The organism is Mesorhizobium sp. P2_E7, from assembly GCF_056403855.1.
This window is the reverse complement of the sequence record NZ_JBFUER010000001.1, coordinates 1268013-1288227: the sequence shown is the minus strand read 5'-3', so window position 1 is coordinate 1288227 and position 20215 is coordinate 1268013. Positions and strand designations below refer to the sequence as shown.

20 protein-coding genes and 2 pseudogenes are annotated in these 20215 nt (G+C 63.4%); 17 read left to right on the top strand and 5 right to left on the bottom strand.

Features of this window, described 5'->3' with window-relative positions:
* The first annotated feature begins 48 nt into the window (after positions 1 to 48).
* The 5 genes from AC1DYC_RS06505 (at position 49) to hflX (ending at position 6550) form a co-directional block, all read left to right on the top strand.
* A complete protein-coding gene (locus tag AC1DYC_RS06505; RefSeq protein WP_477404879.1) occupies positions 49 to 2337 on the top strand; it encodes a sensor histidine kinase NtrY-like in 2289 nt (762 codons plus the stop codon).
* Entirely contained in the window at positions 2327 to 3688 is a 1362-nt protein-coding gene (ntrX, locus tag AC1DYC_RS06500) for a nitrogen assimilation response regulator NtrX (RefSeq protein ID WP_112561767.1), read from the top strand. The genes AC1DYC_RS06505 and ntrX overlap by 11 nt, the downstream gene beginning before the upstream one ends.
* A gap of 218 nt (positions 3689 to 3906) precedes the next feature.
* Positions 3907 to 4767 (top strand): D-amino-acid transaminase, encoded by an 861-nt coding sequence (locus AC1DYC_RS06495; protein WP_477404877.1) that lies wholly within the window; start codon positions 3907 to 3909, stop codon positions 4765 to 4767.
* 145 nt (positions 4768 to 4912) lie between these two features.
* Positions 4913 to 5158 carry an RNA chaperone Hfq gene (gene hfq, locus AC1DYC_RS06490; protein ID WP_006202172.1) on the top strand — a complete coding sequence of 82 codons (246 nt, stop codon included), beginning with the start codon at positions 4913 to 4915 and terminating at the stop codon, positions 5156 to 5158.
* The gene (gene hflX, locus AC1DYC_RS06485) at positions 5159 to 6550 is read left to right on the top strand and encodes a GTPase HflX (protein ID WP_477404875.1); all 1392 of its coding nucleotides are present in this window, start codon (positions 5159 to 5161) and stop codon (positions 6548 to 6550) included.
* A 6-nt stretch (positions 6551 to 6556) separates the two neighbouring features.
* On the opposite strand, the gene mazG is transcribed toward hflX, so the two are convergent.
* On the bottom strand, positions 6557 to 7381 hold the full coding sequence (gene mazG, locus AC1DYC_RS06480) for a nucleoside triphosphate pyrophosphohydrolase (protein ID WP_477404874.1): 825 nt from the start codon (positions 7379 to 7381) through the stop codon (positions 6557 to 6559).
* A gap of 78 nt (positions 7382 to 7459) precedes the next feature.
* Positions 7460 to 8644: an amino acid aminotransferase gene (locus AC1DYC_RS06475; protein WP_477404872.1), complete on the bottom strand. Its 1185-nt coding sequence runs from the start codon at positions 8642 to 8644 to the stop codon at positions 7460 to 7462.
* Positions 8645 to 8834: 190 nt separating this feature from the next.
* On the opposite strand from AC1DYC_RS06475, the pseudogene AC1DYC_RS06470 reads away from it, so the two are divergent.
* Positions 8835 to 9814 (top strand): annotated as a pseudogene (locus AC1DYC_RS06470) (TIGR03364 family FAD-dependent oxidoreductase).
* Complete coding sequence (phnX, locus tag AC1DYC_RS06465; RefSeq protein ID WP_477404870.1) at positions 9814 to 10626, top strand: phosphonoacetaldehyde hydrolase; 813 nt, start codon at positions 9814 to 9816, stop codon at positions 10624 to 10626. The pseudogene AC1DYC_RS06470 and the gene phnX overlap by 1 nt, the downstream one beginning before the upstream one ends.
* A gap of 36 nt (positions 10627 to 10662) precedes the next feature.
* Here the strand turns inward: phnX and AC1DYC_RS06460 are convergent, their stop codons facing one another.
* Complete coding sequence (locus AC1DYC_RS06460; RefSeq protein ID WP_477404868.1) at positions 10663 to 11100, bottom strand: DUF3592 domain-containing protein; 438 nt, start codon at positions 11098 to 11100, stop codon at positions 10663 to 10665.
* 174 nt (positions 11101 to 11274) lie between these two features.
* Here AC1DYC_RS06460 and AC1DYC_RS06455 point away from each other — a divergent pair, with 174 nt between their 5' ends.
* The 8 genes and pseudogenes from AC1DYC_RS06455 to AC1DYC_RS06420 all read left to right on the top strand — a co-directional run bounded on the left by AC1DYC_RS06455 (position 11275) and on the right by AC1DYC_RS06420 (position 16839).
* Positions 11275 to 11808 (top strand): sigma-70 family RNA polymerase sigma factor, encoded by a 534-nt coding sequence (locus AC1DYC_RS06455; protein ID WP_477408195.1) that lies wholly within the window; start codon positions 11275 to 11277, stop codon positions 11806 to 11808.
* Positions 11805 to 12581: an anti-sigma factor family protein gene (locus tag AC1DYC_RS06450; protein ID WP_477404866.1), complete on the top strand. Its 777-nt coding sequence runs from the start codon at positions 11805 to 11807 to the stop codon at positions 12579 to 12581. The genes AC1DYC_RS06455 and AC1DYC_RS06450 overlap by 4 nt, the downstream gene beginning before the upstream one ends.
* A 24-nt stretch (positions 12582 to 12605) precedes the next feature.
* Entirely contained in the window at positions 12606 to 13322 is a 717-nt protein-coding gene (locus AC1DYC_RS06445) for a Bax inhibitor-1/YccA family protein (RefSeq protein WP_477404864.1), read from the top strand.
* Positions 13323 to 13494: 172 nt separating this feature from the next.
* Positions 13495 to 14367: an aldose 1-epimerase family protein gene (locus tag AC1DYC_RS06440; RefSeq protein WP_477404862.1), complete on the top strand. Its 873-nt coding sequence runs from the start codon at positions 13495 to 13497 to the stop codon at positions 14365 to 14367.
* 92 nt (positions 14368 to 14459) lie between these two features.
* Positions 14460 to 15254 (top strand): DUF2066 domain-containing protein, encoded by a 795-nt coding sequence (locus AC1DYC_RS06435; protein ID WP_477404861.1) that lies wholly within the window; start codon positions 14460 to 14462, stop codon positions 15252 to 15254.
* Complete coding sequence (locus tag AC1DYC_RS06430; protein ID WP_477404859.1) at positions 15251 to 15616, top strand: hypothetical protein; 366 nt, start codon at positions 15251 to 15253, stop codon at positions 15614 to 15616. Before AC1DYC_RS06435 ends, AC1DYC_RS06430 begins: the two co-directional genes overlap by 4 nt.
* Positions 15617 to 16513 (top strand): annotated as a pseudogene (locus tag AC1DYC_RS06425) (translation factor GTPase family protein); the annotation flags it as partial.
* Positions 16510 to 16839, top strand: coding sequence for a hypothetical protein (locus tag AC1DYC_RS06420; protein ID WP_477404857.1), 330 nt, complete (start codon positions 16510 to 16512; stop codon positions 16837 to 16839). The pseudogene AC1DYC_RS06425 and the gene AC1DYC_RS06420, both read left to right, overlap by 4 nt.
* Positions 16840 to 16864: 25 nt before the next feature.
* Here AC1DYC_RS06420 and AC1DYC_RS06415 read toward each other — a convergent pair whose 3' ends face one another.
* Entirely contained in the window at positions 16865 to 17551 is a 687-nt protein-coding gene (locus tag AC1DYC_RS06415) for a TetR/AcrR family transcriptional regulator (RefSeq protein WP_477408193.1), read from the bottom strand.
* A 189-nt stretch (positions 17552 to 17740) separates the two neighbouring features.
* On the opposite strand from AC1DYC_RS06415, the gene AC1DYC_RS06410 reads away from it, so the two are divergent.
* Together AC1DYC_RS06410 and AC1DYC_RS06405 are read left to right on the top strand one after the other, a co-directional pair.
* Entirely contained in the window at positions 17741 to 18223 is a 483-nt protein-coding gene (locus AC1DYC_RS06410; protein ID WP_477404855.1) for a RidA family protein, read from the top strand.
* A gap of 397 nt (positions 18224 to 18620) precedes the next feature.
* The gene (locus tag AC1DYC_RS06405; protein WP_477404853.1) at positions 18621 to 19370 is read left to right on the top strand and encodes a GNAT family N-acetyltransferase; all 750 of its coding nucleotides are present in this window, start codon (positions 18621 to 18623) and stop codon (positions 19368 to 19370) included.
* Between the two features lie 25 nt (positions 19371 to 19395).
* Here AC1DYC_RS06405 and AC1DYC_RS06400 read toward each other — a convergent pair whose 3' ends face one another.
* Complete coding sequence (locus AC1DYC_RS06400) at positions 19396 to 20214, bottom strand: MBL fold metallo-hydrolase (protein ID WP_477404851.1); 819 nt, start codon at positions 20212 to 20214, stop codon at positions 19396 to 19398.
* Between the last annotated feature and the right edge of the window lies 1 nt (position 20215).

Sequence of the window (20215 nt, the reverse complement as noted above, 5' to 3'; positions counted from 1 at the left end):
CAATGCGTTGCATACATCCAACGCAATCACTGGCTCTTAGACGGCGACATGGCTTCGCAGGCTCTTACATCAAACGAACCGCTTTTCAGCACACCCGGCGGAAGGGACGGACGCCGGCTGCTTGCGTTGCCCGGCGTCGTCGCAATTGCCGGTGCGCTGGTTACGGCGGCAATCTCATTTGCGATCCTCGTCGGCGCGACGCCGATCACGCCGGACGCAAACACGACGCTGACGTTGATTGCGGTCAACGCCGGGTTCGTGCTGGCGCTGATCGCCCTGGTCGGCCGCGAGGTGCATCGCATCGTCATGGCGCGACGGCACGGCAAGGCGGCATCGCGGCTGCATGTGCGCATCGTGGCGATGTTTGCGCTGGTCGCCGCCATCCCCGCCATCATGGTGGCCATCATCGCCTCGATCACGCTCGATATCGGCCTCGACCGCTGGTTCGAAATCCGCACCAAGACGATCGTCAACTCGTCGCTGTCGATCGCCGATGCCTATGTGCAAGAAAATGCTCGCAATCTTCAGGGCACGACACTGTCGATGGCCTACGATCTCGACGCGTCACGCACGCTTTACGGCCTCGATCGAACCGGTTTTCTTGACCTGATGAACAAGGAAGCCGTGGGCAGGACCCTGGCGCATGCGGCGCTGATCAAGCCGGATGGCTCCTTCGTCATGAGCGCCAAGACCGATACGAATTTTGCCATGCCGGAGCCGCCGGAAGGGGCCGTGGCGGAGGCGGCCGGCGGCAAACCGGTGCTGATCGAGCCGAAGACGCGCAACATCATGGGCGCCATCGTCAAATTGCGGGAGATCGAAGGCCTCTACCTCTACACCATCCGCCTCGTCGATCCCGAGGTGATCAAGGCGCGGCAGATCGTCCAGTCCAACACCGCGGAATATCGCGGCCTGGAAGACAACAGGCGGACGTCGCAGGTGGCGTTCGCTCTACCCTATCTGTCGCTGACGCTGATCATCATCCTGTCGGCCATCTGGACCGGTATAGCGGTGGCCGACCGTCTGGTGCGGCCCATTCGCCAGCTTATCGGCGCGGCTGACGAGGTTGCCACCGGCAATCTCGATGTCGCCGTGCCGGTGCGGCCTTCCGACGGTGATGTCGCCTCGCTCGGCGATACGTTCAACAAGATGCTGCTCGAGCTGAAATCGCAGCGCAACGAGATCCTGTCGGCCAAGGATCTGATCGACGAACGGCGGCGTTTCTCGGAGGCGGTGCTGGCCGGCGTCACCGCCGGCGTCATCGGCGTCGACCCCTACGGCATCGTCACCATCGTCAACAAGTCGGCCGAAACGATGCTGGCCATATCGGCGACGGCAGCGCTCGGGCAGAACCTGTCGGCCGTGCTGCCCCATGTCGGCCGCGTCTTCGAGATCGGCCGCAAATCCGGCAAGCCGGTCTATCGCGAGCAGGTCACCTTCTACCGCACCGGCGCCGAGCGCACCTTCAACGTGCAGATCACCATCGAGGCCGGCGACGACGGCGAGGACGAAAAATCCTATGTGGTGACGATCGACGACATCACCGATCTGGTCCAGGCGCAGCGCTCCTCGGCCTGGGCGGATGTGGCGCGGCGCATCGCGCATGAAATCAAGAACCCGCTGACGCCGATCCAGCTGTCGGCCGAGCGTATCAAGCGCCGCTACGGCAAGGTGATCACCGAGGACCGCGAGGTGTTCGACCAGTGTACCGACACCATTATCCGCCAGGTCGAGGATATCGGCCGCATGGTCGACGAATTCTCCGCTTTCGCCCGTATGCCCAAGCCGGAGATGAAGGCCATCGATCTGCGCGAATCATTGCGCGAGGCCTCGTTCCTGGTCGAGGTGAGCCGTGCCGACATCGCTTTCGAACGCGTCTTCGGGAACGAGCCGCTGAAGGGCACCTTCGACAGCCGGCTGATGGCGCAAGCCTTCGGCAATGTCATCAAGAACGCCGCCGAGGCCATTGACGGACTTGAAGCGAAGGACCGTTCGGACGGCACAATCCGGATTCAAGCCAGGCGCCAGGATGGCGCCATACGAATCGACGTCATCGACAATGGCAAAGGGCTGCCGCGCGAGAATCGCCAAAGGCTGCTCGAGCCCTATATGACGACGCGCGAGAAGGGCACCGGGCTTGGTCTCGCCATCGTCAAGAAGATCGTGGAGGACCATGGCGGGCGGCTTGAACTGCACGATGCGCCTGCGGACTTCCACGGTGGACGCGGCGCGATGATCTCGATCATCCTGCCACCCGCTGCCGCAACCGCGCCGCCACGCGGTCAAGGCGAAACTGAACTCGAAAGAGAAACTGAAAAGGTCGGTAATGGCGTCTGATATTCTCATCGTCGATGACGAGGAAGACATCCGTGAACTCGTCGCGGGCATATTGAGCGACGAAGGGCATGAAACCCGCACGGCATTCGATGCCGACAGCGCACTGGCTGCAATCGCCGACCGTGCGCCGCGGCTGATTTTCCTCGACATCTGGCTGCAGGGCTCGCGCCTGGACGGTCTGGCGCTGCTCGACGAGATCAAGACGATGCATCCGAGCCTGCCGGTGGTGATGATCTCCGGCCACGGCAATATCGAGACGGCGGTGTCCGCCATCCGCCGCGGTGCCTATGATTTTATCGAGAAGCCGTTCAAGGCCGACCGGCTGATCCTGATTGCCGAGCGGGCGCTGGAGACGTCGAAATTGCGGCGCGAGGTCTCCGACCTCAAGCAGCGCAGCGGCGAAACCTTCGACCTGATCGGCATGTCGTCGGCGATGAGCCAGCTGCGCCAGACCATCGAACGCGTCGCGCCGACCAACAGCCGCGTCATGATCATCGGTCCGTCCGGTTCGGGCAAAGAGCTCGCCGCGCGCGCCATCCACACGCTGTCGGCGCGCAAGGGCGCGCCGTTCGTGACGCTGAGTGCGGCCAACATCACGCCCGAACGTATGGAGATCGAGCTCTTCGGCACCGAATCCAACGGCACCGAGCGCAAGGTCGGCGCGTTGGAAGAGGCGCATCGCGGCATCCTGTACATCGACGAAGTCGCCGACATGCCGCGCGAGACGCAAAACAAGATTTTGCGCGTGCTGGTCGAGCAGCAGTTCGAGCGGGTCGGCGGCACCAAGCGGGTCAAGGTCGACGTCCGCATCATCTCCTCGACCTCGCAGAACCTCGAAGCGATGATCGCCGACGGTCGCTTCCGCGAAGACCTCTATCACCGCCTGGCGGTGGTTCCCGTCATGGTGCCGGGCCTGGCCGAGCGGCGCGAGGACATCCCCTATCTCGTCGACAATTTCATGAAGCAGATTGCGCGTCAGGCCGGCATCAAGCCGCGCCGCATCGGCGACGACGCGCTTGCCGTGCTGCAGGCGCACAACTGGCCGGGCAATGTCCGCCAGCTGCGCAACAATGTCGAACGGCTGATGATCCTGGCGCGCGGCGACGATGTCGATTCACCGATCACCGCCGACCTGTTGCCGTCCGAAATCGGCGATGTCATGCCGCGTACGCCGAACCAGTCCGACCAGCACATTATGGCGCTGCCGCTGCGCGAAGCCCGCGAACAGTTCGAGAAGGACTATCTGATCGCCCAGATCAACCGGTTCGGCGGCAACATCTCGAAGACGGCGGAGTTCATCGGCATGGAGCGCTCCGCGCTGCATCGCAAGCTGAAGTCGCTTGGGGTCTGACGATGCGCTGATGTTCAGGTGAGGCCTGCCTGCGAAAGGCGGCTTCCTGCGCTTCCGGTGCTCACGTACCTTTAAGTACGCTCCGCTCCGGTTCTCGGAAGCCACCATTCTCGGCTAGGCCTGACCTGAATCTCAACACATCGTGGCCCATATAATTGCCGGTTACGGCGGCGGCGGAATCGCATAGAAAAACAAAGACTTTTCTGAGGGATCACTGAATGCCGCGCATTGCCTATGTGAACGGGCGCTATGTCGCCCATGCCGACGCTGCCGTGCATATCGAGGATCGCGGCTACCAATTCGCCGACGGCGTCTACGAGGTCTGCGAGGTGGCTCAAGGCTTTATCGTCGACATGCCGCGCCATCTTGCACGGCTGAACCGCTCGCTCAGCGAACTGTCGATCGACTGGCCGGTTACCAAGGGCGTGCTGCCGCTTCTGCTGCGCGAGGTCGTGCGGCGCAATCAGGTCGTCAACGGCCTGGTCTATGTCCAGGTGACGCGCGGCGTCGCCAGCCGCGAGTTCGTTTTCCCGGCCGACACACTGTCGTCGCTGGTCATTACCGCCAGAAGAGCCGACCCGGCGGCGGCCGCAAAGCGGGCCGAGACCGGCATCAAGGTGATCACCGTACCGGAAAACCGCTGGGACCGGGTCGACATCAAAAGCACCGGCCTGCTGCCCAATGTGCTGGCCAAGCAGAAAGCCAAGGAAGCCGGCGCGCAGGAAGCATGGTTCGTCGACACCGACGGCAACGTCAAGGAAGGCGGCTCGTCGAATGCCTGGATCGTGACCCGGGACGGCGTTCTGGTGACCCGGCCGGCCGAGCACGGCATCCTGCGCGGCATCACCCGCACCACCATGTTCGAGGTGGCGGCCAAGCTCGGTCTGAAGATCGAGGAGCGGGGTTTTTCGGTCGCCGAGGCCAAGGCGGCGCGCGAAGCTTTCATCAGCTCGGCAACGACAATCGCCATGCCGGTGGTGGCAATCGACGGCGCCGCGGTCGCCAATGGCCATCCCGGCTCAATAACACTTTCATTGCGGCAAGCCTTTTTTGACGTTGCGGAAAAAAGTCCAGCCTGATAACCGCACAGACGGACTGCACATCAATATATCTCGTTCTGGTTGTCGTTACTGACGGCAAGGGGGTGTTTGCAAGCTTGACATGTGCCCGTTAATTTGGCGCATTGGCCTGTAAACCGAAGGGGATCGGCGAAAGACAAGAACAATGGCGGAACGATCGCAAAACCTTCAGGACCTGTTCCTGAACTCTGTTCGCAAGAGCAAAAACCCACTCACCATCTTTCTCATCAACGGCGTCAAGCTGACCGGCGTGGTCACTTCCTTCGACAATTTCTGTGTCCTGCTGCGCCGTGACGGCCACTCCCAGCTCGTCTACAAGCATGCCATTTCCACGATCATGCCGAGCCAGCCGGTTCAGATGTTCGATGGCGAGGAAAGCCAGGGCGCCTGATTGGCACGTGAGAAAGACGCGGACCGCAGCGTCCGCGGGAAACCAGCACATCACCCCGGGACGGAAGCCAAAGGTCCGACCCGGGCAGTTGTCATTGTGCCGGTGCTTACCCGGCATCAGCGCAACGATGACGAAACAAATCGTCCGCGGCTGACGCGTTCGGCCGACGCGCGGCATGACGAAGCGGTCGGCCTTGCCCGCGCCATCAACCTTGATCTGATCCACACGGCGGTCGTGACCGTCAACGATCCACGCCCGGCAACCCTTCTCGGCAGCGGCAAGGTCGCGGAGTTTGCCGAGATCGTCAAAGAGGGTCACGCCGAGGTGGTCATCGTTGACCATCCGCTGACGCCGGTGCAGCAGCGCAATCTCGAGAAGGAATTCAACGCCAAGGTGCTGGACCGCACCGGGCTGATCCTGGAAATCTTTGGCGAACGCGCACGGACCAAGGAAGGCACGCTGCAGGTCGAACTGGCCCATCTCAACTACCAGAAAGGCCGCCTGGTGCGCAGCTGGACCCACCTTGAACGCCAGCGCGGCGGCGCCGGCTTCCTCGGTGGTCCCGGCGAAACCCAGATCGAGTCGGACCGGCGGCAGTTGCAGGAAAAGATCATCAAGCTCAAACACGAGCTGGAAACGGTGCGCCGCACCCGCGACCTGCACCGCGCCAAGCGCAAGAAGGTGCCATTCCCGGTGGTGGCGATCGTCGGCTACACCAATGCCGGCAAATCAACGCTGTTCAACCGGCTGACCGGGGCAGACGTGCTGGCCGAAGACATGCTGTTTGCTACGCTCGATCCGACGCTGCGCCGCGTACGCCTGCCGCACGGCACGCCGATCATCCTGTCGGACACGGTCGGCTTCATTTCGGACCTGCCGACGCATCTGGTCGCCGCCTTCCGCGCCACGCTGGAAGAGGTGGTAGAGGCGGATCTGGTCATCCATCTGCGCGATATCTCCGATCCCGACACCGCCGCGCAGGCCGAGGACGTCGAACGCATTCTGGCCGATCTCGGCGTCGACGCCGGCGATGCCAAGCGGGTCATCGAGGTGTGGAACAAGGTCGACCTGCTCTACGACGGCAACCGGGAGCGGCTGCTTGCCGACGGCACCGATGCCAACAAGGCGCCGCCGATCGCCATCTCAGCCATCACCGGCGAAGGCATCGATGCCCTGAAGGCGCTGATCGAGACCAGGATGTCGGGCGAGCTGGAAGAGCTGACGGTGACGATCGAGCCGGCGCAGTTCGGCCTCGTCGACTGGCTCTACCGCAATGGCGACATCGTTTCGCGCGCCGATAACGAAGATGGCAGCACGACCATAGCGCTCAAGGCGACGCAGACCGCCCGGCAAGAGATCGAAAGCCGATTGCACCGTAAAAACAAGGCATAAGCCTGCTTATTTCTTGCCTTTGGCCTGCTGCCAGAGCGCTTCCATTTCGTCCAGCGTGGCCTTTTCCAGCGTGCTGCCCGACGCATCGATTGCGCGCTCGACATAGTGGAAGCGCGAGCGGAATTTTTCGTTGGTGCCGCTGAGTGCTGCTTCCGAATCGAGTTTGAGGTGACGCCCCAGATTGACGACGGCAAATAGCATGTCGCCGAATTCGTCCTTGATCTCGGCTGTTTCGCCCTTGGCCAGCGCCTCGCGCAACTCGCCGATCTCCTCCTCGATCTTGTCGAGGATGGGGGCTGCCTCGCTCCAGTCGAAGCCGACCCGGGCCGCCTTTTCCTGCAGCTTCAGCGCCCGCGTCAATGCGGGCAGGGCGACCGGCACGCTGTCCAGGAACCCCTTGCCATTGTCTTCGGGGTCGAGACCGCGGGCCAGCCGCGCGCTTCGCTTTTCAGCCTTCTCCTCAGCCTTGATCTTTTCCCACATGCCCTTGGCCATGCCCGCACTGCGCGCCTCTTCGTCACCGAAGACATGCGGATGGCGGCGGATCATCTTGGTGGTGATGGCCTCAACCACATCGCCGAAGGCAAAGTCGCCGGTCTCCTGCGCCATCTGCGCGTGGTAGACGACCTGCAGCAGGAGGTCGCCGAGTTCATCGCGCAGATCGTCGAGGTCGCCGCGCGCGATAGCGTCGGCCACTTCGTAAGCTTCCTCGATCGTATAGGGCGCGATGGTCGAGAAATCCTGCTCGATGTCCCAGGGACAACCGGTCTTCGGCGCTCTGAGTGCTGCCATGATTTCGATCAGCCGGGAAATGTCCTTGGATGGCGTCATGCGGCGAATGCTATCCCGCCGCCTGTCGCGCGGCCAACGCTGTCAGCCGGCGAGCGAGGATTGTCCACAGCGAGCTTCTCAGTCGAGCACCGAGACAACCGCCTTGGCGAGAGCGTCCATGCCGTCCTCGGGCAGGCCGGCGACGTTGATGCGGCTGTCGCCAACCATGTAGACGCCGTATTCGGCCCGCAGCCGTTCGACCTGCGCCTCGGTGAGGCCAAGCCTTGAAAACATGCCGCGGTGGCTGGCGACGAAATCGAAACGGTCGGAATTGGACTGCCGGCGCAGCGCATCGGCAAACTGGACGCGCAGTCTCAGCATGCGCAGGCGCATCTCCTCGAGTTCCGCCTCCCAGTCGGCGCGAAGGCCATCGTCTTCCAGCACCATGCGCACGGCGGCCGCGCCATGGTCCGGCGGCATGGAATACATGGCGCGCGCCGCCGCCAGCATCTGGCTCATCGCCACATCGGCCTCGGCGCTGTTCTTGGCCAGGATCATCGCCGCACCGACACGATCACGGTAGACGGCAAAGTTCTTCGAACAGCTCGAGGCAACGACCATTTCGGGCACCTTGGAGGCCAGCAGGCGCAGACCGGCGGCGTCGGCATCCAGGCCTTCGCCAAAGCCCTGATAGGCAATGTCGACAAAGGGCAACAGCCCCCGCTCGACCACAAGGTCGGTGACCTTGGCCCACTGGGCGGCATCGAGATTGGCGCCGGTCGGGTTGTGACAGCAGCCATGCAGCAGCACGATGTCGCCGGCCTCGGCTGTACCCAGCGCCGCCAGCATGTCGTCGAAGCGCACCGCGCCGGACGCCGCATCGAAATAGGGATAGTCGCGCACCTTGAGCCCGGCTCCACGCATCACCGGCGGGTGGTTCGGCCAGGTCGGGTCCGACAGCCAGACGGTTGCGTCAGGGCGGGTCCGCTTCAGCAGCTCCGCCACCAGCCGCAGCGCCCCGGAGCCGCCCGGCGCTTGCGCGGCGCGGATGCGCGTCATGTCGGCGGCGGGGCCGAAGGCCAGCTTGACCATAGCCGTGTTGAAGCCGGTGTCGCCGGGAAGGCCGAGATAGGTCTTGGTGTCCTGGCCCTGCAGCAGCCGCTTCTCGGCCTCGCGCAAGGCGCGCATGACCGGTGTCTTGCCGTCGCGGTCCTTGTAGACCCCGACGCCGAGGTCGATCTTGTCGGGCCGCGGATCGGCGCGATAGAGGCCGATCAGGGCGATGATCTTGTCGGCGGGAGCAGGCTGCAGTGTTTCGAACATGGAGAGCGGTTCCGGTGGCGGCGGATTGATACGCAAATCGGCCGGGCTTCGCCAGCGCTTTCATGTGCACCAGACGGAAAGCCTCGCCAGGCCCATCGTTGCCGCCGAAATCGCGCCTACACGTTCCTGTCACATGGGCGTAGTTTGAATAGCTTAGCCGGGACGGACAAAGCGTTGCGGCGAAAGGACAATGATGAGCCAGCAAGGCAAATTCGATCTCGCCATTGTCGGCGCCGGCATTGTCGGTCTTGCGCATGCGCTGGCTGCAGTCCGCCGCGGCCTTTCCGTCGTCGTCATCGACCGTGATGCACAGGCCAACGGCGCCTCGGTGCGCAATTTCGGCTTTGTCACGGTGAGCGGCCAGGAACGGGGCCAGGTGTGGCGGCGCGCCATGCGCTCGCGCGACATCTGGCAGGAAGTGGCCGGGCCCGCCGGCATCGACATCATCCAGCGTGGCACGGTTGTCGTCGCGCGTCGCCCCAAAGCACGCGGCGTCGTCGAAGCGTTCCTGCAGACCGAGATGGGCGAGGGCTGTTCGCTGCTCGAGCCGGACGATTTGCGCCGCCAATACCCACAGCTTGCCGGGCAGAGCTTTGCCGGCGCGCTGTGGAGCCCGCACGAGGTGCGCGTCGAGTCACGCCAGGCGATCCCGCAGCTTGCTGCCTTCCTTGCCGAACGGCACGGCGTCGAGTTCCGGCGTGAAACGGCGGTGCGGGGAATCGAGCCTCCAGTTATTGAGACCAGCCGCGGCAAAATCCACGCCGACAAGGTAGTTGTCTGCCCCGGCGACGATCTGGCGACGCTCTATCCCGAGCGCATTGCGCTCTACGGAGTCCGGCGCTGCAAATTGCAGATGATGCGGCTTGCCGATCCAGGTTCAGGCTTCCGTCTCCGGTGATGTCCGATCTCGGGCTGGCGCGCTATTCCGGCTTCGCGGCCCTGCCCGAGGCCACAGCCTTGCGGCGGCAGCTCGAGAGCGATCAACAGCACGCGCTGGACAATGGCGTGCACCTGATCGTCGTGCAGAGCGCCGACGGCACGCCGCAGGAGAATGTGCGCATGGTGATGATTACCAGCGGCACCGGCGCCTCGACGTCGTTCGCCATCGCCGAAGAGGTGATCGGCGACCTCTTCGGTTCAACCACGGCAGACGCCAGAAAGATCGCCTGATGACCCCCCAGCACCTGCTTCGCGCCGTCGTTTTCGACTGGGCCGGCACCGTCGTCGATCATGGCTCGCTGGCGCCGATGGGGGTCTTCGTCGAAGCGTTCCAGGAATTCGGCGTCGCCATCAGCATCGAGGAGGCGCGCGGACCGATGGGCATGGCCAAGCGCCCGCACATTGCCGCGCTGATGGCGCTGCCGAGGATCTCGGCGGCCTGGGCCAAGCAGCACGGGCATGCGCCGACCGAGGCCGACATCGACGCCGTCTACAACGTCTTCGTGCCGAAGAACCGGGCGGTGGCTGCGCGCTTTTCCGATGTCATTCCAGGTGTCGCCGATGTGGTCGCCACGCTGCGCGCGCACGGCCTCAAGATCGGCTCGACCACCGGCTACACGCGCGACATCATGGCCGAAATCCTGCCGGGGGCGGCAGCGCACGGTTTTGCCCCGGATTGCCTGGTCTGCACCGGCGATACGCCGGACGGCAGGCCGACGCCATTCATGCTGTGGAAGGCGCTGACCGAACTCGGCGTCTATCCGCCATGGCTCAGCGTCAAGGTCGACGACACCGAGGTCGGCATTGCCGAAGGCATCAATGCCGGCGCCTGGACGGTCGGCGTGTCGGTCACCGGCAATGTCTTCGGCCACTCACTGGCCGAAACGCAGGCAATGGCGCCGGAAGTGTTTCGCAGAAAGCGCGCCGAGGCCTCGGCCAGGCTCAGCGCCGCCGGTGCGCACTATGTCGTCAACGGGGTTGCCGATCTGCTGCCGGTGGTTGCCGTCATCGAGGGCAGGCTGCGGCGCGGCGAGCGACCCTGACGGCGCCAAGCAGTGCGCCAGCCGATAGTGAGACGGCTATGGCTTCGAATTCGTGATGATCCGCCGCGTGAGGACCCGTCCGAGAACGATGAGCACGATGCCGATCAGCAGGAAGATGCCGCCGAACAGGCCGGCCAGGCCCGAGAGAAACCAGCGTCCGGCAAAGCTGTCGACGGAGGCATTTTGCGGATTGGTTGGATCGTAGGCGACAGCGACGCTGTCGCCATCGCCCCATGACGAGCTGTGGACGGAATTGGTGAAGCGTATGACGGTGCCGTCACCGGTCGAGAATTCGATGAGCGGATAATATTCTGCGGCGACGATCTTGCCCGCCGCCGAAGCAGTGCGGGGGCCGTACGTTTCCATGATCGTCAACACGCCGGAAACGACGAACGCGACGATGCCAAGGATGATGAACACCCTGCCGACGATCGGCAGGGCCGCCGCACCCGTCACACGTCCCCCACCGACCATCTTTTGTTCCTCTGGAAAGACAGGAAGGGTAAGCCAACAGCATAAGGCAAACATCTGCCGCGCGGGAGATAGGCGTTGCGAGCAGACTTCTGACTGCATGATACCTATTGTGGCGGCGCAAAATGTTTTTGGCGGGCGCGGGATTAAAATCCCCACATGCTCCGTACACAGGGCATGAAACGATCGATGCCACGCTTCGATATAGTTGGACAGCTGGGTTCGCTCAGGCGCTATGCACGGTCGCTGACGCGCGACAGTGCTGATGCCGAGGACCTGGTGCATGACGCGCTGGTGCGCGCCTATGAACGGCGCGGCACATTCCGCTCCGGCGGCAATCTGCGGGCATGGCTGCTGTCGATCGTCCACAACGCCTTCATCGACAAGATGCGCTCGCGCCGCTCGGAAGCGGCGCGCGTCGAGCAGGCCGGTTACCTCACTGACGCCAGCACGCCGGCGCCGCAGGAGCATTCCGTGCGGCTGGCGCAGCTGCGCGAGGCCTTTTTCAGCCTGCCGGAAGAACAGCGCTCGGCGCTGCATCTGGTCGCCATCGAGGGCCTTTCCTACCAGGAGGCCGCCGACGCCAGCGGGGTGCCGCTGGGCACGCTGATGTCACGCATCGGCAGGGCGCGCGCCGCGCTGCGCGAGATGGAAAGCGCTGCCCCTGCGCCGGCCAAGAACCATCTGAGGATCGTGGGACACCCGTCATGACCGATCTGTTGCGGGACCCGGTGACCGATACCGACCTCGACGCCTATGTCGACGACCAGCTGGATGTTGCGCGCCGCATCGAGGTCGAAGCGTTTCTGTCGGCTCGTCCGGAAGCGGCGGCCCGGGTGATGTCCGATTTGCGGACACGCGACGAGCTGCGCCTGGCGCTGGCCGCGTCCACCGGGATGGCACGGCCGGCGACGACGGAAGTCGCGCGCCGGTTGGGCAGGGGGCTGGCCAGCCGCCGCGTCTTCGCCGTGCTGCAGCGCGCGGCCGCGGTCGCCGTCTTCGTCGCCGCCGGCTGGCTGGCAAACGGCCTGTTCGGGCCGCTGCTGGTGACCAAGGTCGTGGCCTCGCCGACACCGCCGGCCTATGTCGAAGAGGCCATCCGGGCCCACAGGACGACGCTCATGCGCGAGGCGATGCCCTCGCAGCTCGAGGCGCCCAACTACAATGCCGACGAAATCCGCGCGGCGACCGCCATCGTCATGCCGTCGCTGCCCAAGGACTGGACGGTCCGCGACGTGCAGATCTATCCCTCGCGCTTCGGGCCGAGCGTCGAGGTGGCGCTGGAGACGAAGGATATGGGGTTGGTCTCGCTGTTTGCGATCCGTCCCGGAACCTTCGACGTGGTCAAGCCGGCAATAGCACCCTCGGGCGACATTTCCTCGGCCTATTTCCAGATCGGCGAGGTCGCCTACGCGGTCGTCGCGCGCAGCGATGTCCATGACCTCGACCGTGCCGCCGAAACGCTCGCCAAAACGCTTTACTAAAGACCTCATACAAGGAGAACCCGCATGAACACCCCTGACCTTGGCTACCGCATGGGCGCTGGCGCCCGCGCCGGCGCCGTCTATGACGAGGGCCTGCGCAGCCACATGCTGCGCGTCTACAACTATATGGGCATCGGCCTGGTCGTCACCGGCATCGTCGCCATGGTGGTGGCCTCGACGCCGGCTCTCTACGTGCCGATCTTTTCCAGCCCGCTGAAATGGGTGGTGATGCTGGCGCCGCTGGCCTTCGTGCTGCTGTTCTCGTTCAAGATGCAGGCGATGTCGGCGGCGAGCGCCCAGACGATGTTCTGGGCCTTCTGTGCGGTGATGGGCCTGTCGCTGGCTTCGGTGTTCCTGGTCTTCACCGGCACCAGCATCGCGCGCACCTTTTTCATCACCGCCACCATGTTCGGCGCCACCAGCCTCTACGGCTACACGACCAAGCGCGACCTGACCCAGTTCTCGTCGTTCCTGATCATGGGCCTGATCGGCGTGGTGATCGCCAGCGTCGTCAATCTCTTCCTCGGCTCGACCGCGCTGCAGTTCGCCATCTCGGTGATCGGCATTGCCGTGTTTGTCGGCCTGACCGCCTGGGACACGCAGACGATCAAGGAACAGTATGCCGAGAATTTCGACGCGGAATCGCAGCAGAAGCTCGCCGTCTTCGGTGCGCTGTCGCTCTATTTGAACTTCGTCAACATCTTCCAGCTGCTGCTGAACTTTACTGGCGAACGCGAATAGTCGAACCGTAGCAGGCAACAATCTCGATCTCGCAGTGGCCGGGGAAACCTCCGGCCACTGTTGTTTTGCCATGGGGTCATTTCTCGCGGCTCTGTGAGCGGTGTCTTGCCGCCTTGAGTCCACGCGGGCTTTTGCTAACCTGCCGCCCGCACGCAGCTCTCCGCGAGGACGCATGGACCAAGTGACGCTTCACGGCGACGGCATCTCGGCGACCATTGTCGGGCAGGGGGCCGAACTGGTTTCCTTGCGCAACGCTGAAGGCCTGGAGTTTTTGTGGCAGGCAGGGCCGGAATGGCGGCGGCATTCGCCGGTGCTGTTTCCGATCGTCGGCCGGCTGAAGGGCGACCAGCTGCGCCATCGCGGCCAGGTCTATCCGCTGACCCAGCACGGCTTTGCCCGCGACAAGCCGTTCACGTGGGCCGAGACGAGCCCTCGGTCCTGCACGCTGGTGCTGACCGACGATGCCGAGACGCGCGCGCGCTATCCCTTCGCGTTTCGCCTGGCGGTCACCTACACGCTGCAACCCCAGCAGCTTGATATTTCCTTCGACATCACCAACACCGGCGACGAGACGCTGCCGGCCTCGGTCGGGGCGCACCCTGCCTTCAACTGGCCACTGCAGGCGGGCCTTGCCAAGACCGATTACCGCCTGACCTTTGCCGCCGACGAGCCGGCGCCGATCCGCCGGTTGAAGGACGGCCTGGTGCTGGCGGCACCGCAACCCACGCCCATCGAAGGCAAAACGCTGGCGCTCTCCGAAGGGCTGTTCGACGCAGACGCCGTCATCCTCGACCGGCCGGCCAGCAGCAGCGTGCGCTATGCCGCGGCGCGCGGTCCGGCGATTGAGGTGTCGTGGCAGGGCTTCAACGAATTGGGCGTCTGGTCGAAACCCGGCGGCGCGCCTTTCTTGTGCCTCGAACCGTGGCGTGGCTTGGCGAGCCCCGTCGATTTCGATGGTGAGTTCGCGGACAAGCCGGGCGTGATGCTTATCGCGCCCGGTGAAAAGCGTGTACTGAGCTATCAGATAAAGCTGACATCCACCTGAACTGACGCTGCGCCTTCAGGTGCTTGAATTTCCTCGAAATGATCCGGAATATGCATCCACGGATATTCTGGAGCGTTCGGGAGGAGCGGCTGATGCCTGGATGCTTGAAATTCAGAGTTGTGGCAGCTGTGCTGGCTACGCTGATTGCCTTTCCGGTCGCAGCCGCCGATATCGATCGGGCCAGCCTCTATCGCGCGCAATCGGTGACCAACGGCACTGGCGAAGAGAACCGGGCCTGGGGTCTGGCGCCGTGCCTTGAAGAAGTGCTGATCAAGGTCTCCGGCGACCCGCGACTGATCGGCGATCCGCGCGTTGCGGAGATGAGCCGGCATGCAGCCGACTACGCCACCGAGATCGGCTATCGCGATCTGCTCAACAATCGGCCCCCGCATGACGAGCAGGGCACGCACGACCGGCCGCAATACATCACCGCCGACTTCGCTCCCGACAAGATCGATGCCTTGCTGGCGTCGCTCGGGCATAAACCGTGGCCGCTGCCGCGGCCTGCAATCGTCGCATTGCTCGACATAAAGCCGATGAAAGGCGACGGCTTCACGTTGGTGCGCGATGGCGGCGGCGAGCTTGCACAGGATATGCGCGGTGCGCTGGCCGCCGCCGCATACCGGACCGGCTTGCCGCTGGAACTTCCCAGAGCGCAGGACGTCGTGCTTGCCGACGTGACGCAAACCCTGGGTGCCGATGCCGTGCTTGCCGGCACTTTGGCCTGGCGCCAGGAAGCGCTGGGTTGGGTTGGCGACTGGCGGCTTGGCTTCAAGGGCAAGGAGTATCGCTGGCAGGTGCGCGGCGTCAGCTTCGATGACGCGTTCCGCAACGCTGTCCGCGGGACGCTGCAGATTCTGTCGGGCAACGGGCAGCCGGGGCCATGATCATGCGCAGCGTCGGACGTTTTCTTTTGCCCGTTCTGGCCGCGGCGTCTGTTATCGGTGCATGCTCAATGCCTGCTGTTGCGGGTGAGGTTTCGCCTCCCAGCTTGACCTCTCCAGACAAGCAGTTGATCGGCATTGCGGCTTGGGGGGCACAGGCCGATCTCGATCGATTGCAGGCATTTACGAGCAAGAGCGGCTTTCCCTGCAGGCAAATAGTGGACGCGCCGGAAGGGCCGGAACTCCTCATCCTGTTTCCACCCGGCAGCGATGTGTCTGCCGTCGCGGCCTTTCTCGATCAACTGCGCGGCAGTGCGTTTTCGACGCTTCGGTTCGGGTCAGTTATGGCGCCTGACAGCAAATAGATGGAAAAGTCTGTCGCGCCATGGCCATTGCTGCAAGTCGCGATCGAGCCGAAGCGGAGGGCCGATCAGGAGAGGCTGACTGTCGCCTTGTCGACGCTGGCTGACGAGGATCCCTGGTTCGACGTCAAACACGATGCGGAATCGGGCCAGACGATCGTCGCCGGCAGGGATGAGCGTCATTTCGAGACCGTCATTGATCACTTGCGCCGCGAACTCAACATCGAGGTGAATGTCGGCGCGCCGCAAGTGGCCTATCGCGAGACAATCACCCACGCGCACGAGCAGGACTACACGCACCAGAAGCAGTCGGGCGGTATCCGTCAGTTCGCCCGCGTCAAGATTGCGTTTGGGCCAAACACAGACAGCTGGGACTTCCTGTTCGGGTCCAGGGTCGTCGATGGCGCTGTCCCCGACGACTATGTTGGGGGCGTCGAAAAGGGGCTGCGCAGCATTCTGTCCTCGGGTCCGTTCGCCGGCTTTCCGATGCTGGGCATCAGGGCGACGCTGATCGACGGCGCTTATCACGATACCGATTCTTCGGCCCTGGCTTTCGAGGTCGCCAGCCGTGCCTGCTTTCGCGAAGCCGCTCCGCGCCTTGGCGTGCGACTGCTAGAGCCGATCATGCAGGTCGAGGTGGTGACGCCGGAAGACTATGTCACGATCATCGTTGGCGAACTGCACAGCCGCCGCGGCCTGATTCAGAGCCAGGAAACCCGCGGCGAGGCCGTTGTCGTCCATGCGACAGTGCCGCTCGCGACCATGTTCAAGCTGGAGGACGCACTCCGGTCGCACTCGAAAGGACAGGCAAGCATGAGCGTCAGCTATGCCGGCTACGCTTTTGTTCCCTTGCCACCTGACGACCGCGACCCGTCGGCCGCAATGGCGATGGCCCGATGACGCCGCCAGAATTCTCTTCGCGGGCAGGGCTCCTTGTCGGCCTCGCCATCACGCCCATCGCCTTCTTCCTGGCACTCTATTCGGCCGGCTCAGGGCATGGAGACTATGTGTTGGCGCGACTTCTCTACCCGGTTCCCATGCTGGCAACCCTTTTGACCAACACAACCATCACCGGCCTTTCCATCGGATTGGCTGCGCTGCAATTTCCTGCCTATGGGGCATTTGTTGCTCGGGGCGGGCGCTTCAGGTGGCTGGCCCTTGGCGTCGTCCATGGCGTCGCAATCATAGCCGCCTTCAGCGGGGCTCTGGCGAGTTTTTCGGGATGAAATCGCCAACTTCGCGATGGACCGCTTATCTCGGCGCGAGCCCGTCGAGCAGGAAGCCGAGGCCTTTGCGGAAGGTGCCGTCCCAATCATCGTCCAGCAGCAGGCGAGAGCGTCCGATCGTCGGGTAGAGGCCGCTAAGATGCTCAAGGCGCTGCTGCGCCGCGGCCCTGTCTTCGTCAGAGACATCGAAGCTCGCCCAGGTGATGGTGGCGCCCATCACATAATTCCACAGCGACCATATCGCTGCGTTCAGATCCGCGTCCGCCACGCCGGCCCTGGACAAGGTCTTGCTCATGCGTTCCAGGCGACTGAGGATGTTTTGGCCGAGCGCCCGGCGCGGCAACAACGATGTCGACCAGGGATGGCGGAGCATGCTGGCACGCCAGTCCTGAAGCATATGAACGACGTCCGTGCGCCAGTCCTGAGGCTCGTCCTCCTGCGGTAGCGCGCGATAATCGAGCACCGAGTCGAGCGCCAGATCCAGGACATCCTCCTTGTTGTCGACGTGCCAATACAGGCTCATCACGCCGGCGCCGAGGCGATCGGCCAGCCGGCGCATCGTCAATCCGTCCAGCCCCTGAGCGTCCAGCAATTCCACCGCGGTCGCGACAATACGGTCCCGGGAGAGAGGCGGTTCGCCGGGCGCCTCCTGCACGGGCTGGCGCGGCTTCCTTGCCCCTTTGCCCTGAGTGCCGCTGCGCTTGGTTGCCATCATTTTCCTCGTTTGCCGACCTCGACTTTGGCAGTCATCGTCAGGAATAGCGATGCCGACCGCTTGACTAGTACGCTGTACCATATAATGACTCGTACATCGTATGAGTCACCCTATGACTGATATGGCCAAAGTTCAATCATGCGGGTTGCGAGGGTGGCTCGCAGCCTGCGGGGCCGAGAGAAAATCATGTCACACGCAATCAAGCGCCTGCTTATCGGAGGGCTAGTCATCATGAACGTACCAATTCCCACAGTAGCGACGGCGACTGAGAACAAGCTGACCATCGTCAATCCGCAGACCCTCTACGACCCGTCGCCAAACGGTTACAGCACGGCGGTAATCACGTCGCCCGGAGCCCGCGTGGCGTATATTTCCGGGCAGGGTGGCCAGGACGCAACGGGAGGCTTGTCGCCCGACTTCGCCGTCCAGGTGAAGCAGGCCTATGCGAACCTGCGGGCGGCGCTCGAAGGTATCGGTGCGAAACCCAATCAGGTCGCCAAGCTCACGGTCTTTGTGGTCGACCACGACATGTCCAAGCTTGGGGTGTTGACCGAGAGCGTCAAGGAAATGTTCGGCGACACACTGCCGGCACAGACGCTGGTACCCGTTCCCAAGCTTGCAATCGACCCGATGCTGTTCGAGGTGGAGGCGGTGGTGGTGCTTGATTAGGGGAGAGATCCCGGTTCGTGAAGGTGGTGAAGTTGACTGCTTTCGATCCTTCGCAACATCCCATTGAGCTTGAGGCCAGCCCGATGCGACGATCATTCCGAAGCTAATCCGCGCCAGCGCCTGTAGGGTGGGTCGCGCAGGCCGTCGGGCGCAGTTAGGCTAGCCCCCAGGTTCTGGCTTGATGGAAGGGACCGACAGTTCAGACAGTTGTCGGTGGCATAGTCAGAAATGTTTTACCCAACCATGTCCTGATGTAACAGCCACCCACAAAAGTCGCATAAGATAGATTATGGAACTATTGCATTAGGCTGTTGCCGGGAATTGCTGCTGATTTTCATAGGCTTGGCACGATCGATGCGTGTTGCCTTAGGCGAACAGCCAACGCTACGCTGCCTGGATGATGACAGCAAAGCGAGAGATCGAAGCGGCGATCGAAGTGTTTGTGCATGGCTTCAGCACCGACAAGAGCCGCAGCTTTCCTTATCAGGCCGGCCGCGTCGGACCCTTGTGGCTGATGCGCGATGCTGAGCGCAAGAATCCTCGCCACTATCGCAGCGAAGAATGGGTCGTCCATGACGTCACCGCCGAGGAAGCCGATACGATCGTGCGGCAGCATGCGCGGTCAAGCTTTGCTGTTTCCGTCGTGATCGCCAGTGACGAACCGGATCAGCCGGTGCGAACCGCCTACAAGGCTCTCGGCTACCGGCTGCTGCGGACGGAAGCTTTTTTCGTCCAGCCGTTGCGCCAGATCCCGGATCCGCCAGCCGCTGTCTCGATCGAGCGTGTGCAGACCGTCGAACGGGCGGCGCAGCTGGCAAAGATCGTGCGCAGGCGGCCGATCGCGGCCGATCTGCTTGGCGACGGCGCGCCGTTCCGCCAATATGTGGCGTTCGATGGCGACGCCATCGTCGGGCGTGTGCGCAGCATAGACGCCGTCGGCGCTACATGGTGTTCGGCCATGTATGTCGAGCCTTCGCACCGGCGCCGCGGCATCGGTCAGGCGCTGATGTCCAAAATGCTGCGGGATGACCGGGCGCGTGGCTCGCGGTGCTCATTGCTGTTGGCCACGCATGCTGGAGCGCTGCTTTATCCCCACATGGGCTATGAGCGGATTGGAACGCTGCTGATCTTCGCGCCGAAGGGCTGAATGCCCTTATGAACGGCTATTCGTATCACGCTGATTCATAAGGAATTTCGATCACCATGCCATCATAGGCCGGCACCACGGTGTCAGGCGTCTCGGCCATCACCGTGGCATAGTCGAGTGGCACATGCATATGCGTCAGCACAGCCTGTTTCGGCGTCAGTTTTTCGATCCAGCCAAGCGCCTGGCCGAGCGACAAATGGCTGGGATGGGTGTTGTGCTGCAAGGCATCGATGACCAGCATTTCCAGGCCGCGCAGCCGCTCTGCCGTGGCATCGGGGAAGTCGCTGATATCAGGACAATAGGCGAGCTCGCCGATGCGAAAGCCGAGCGAAATGATGTCGCCATGGATCTGCGGCAGCGGCTCAAGGGTGAGGGCACCGCCCTCGCCTTCGATCGTCACCGGCCTTGCGTGATCGATGATGTGCGGCCTGACGATCGGTGGATAGGAACTGCCCAGCGGCGTCTCGAAACAGTAGCCGAAGGCCTGGCGCAGCCTAAGCATCGTCGGCTGGTCGGCATGGACATCGATCAGATGGCGCTGTTCGAGTACGTAACCGCGCAGATCGTCGATGCCGTGGATGTGGTCGGCATGCGGATGCGTATAGACGACGGCGTCGATGCGCCGAACCGCCGCCATCAGCATCTGCTCGCGAAAATCCGGCCCGGTGTCGATGACCACCGTGGTTTTGCCGCCATTCGCCGCAATGCGCTCGACCAGTGCTGAGCACCTGGTGCGACGGTTCTTGGGGTTGGCCGGATCGCAATTGCCCCAATCGCCGGTGATGCGCGGCGTGCCGGGCGACGAGCCGCAGCCGAGAATGGTAAGGCGCAGCCGGTCGCTCATG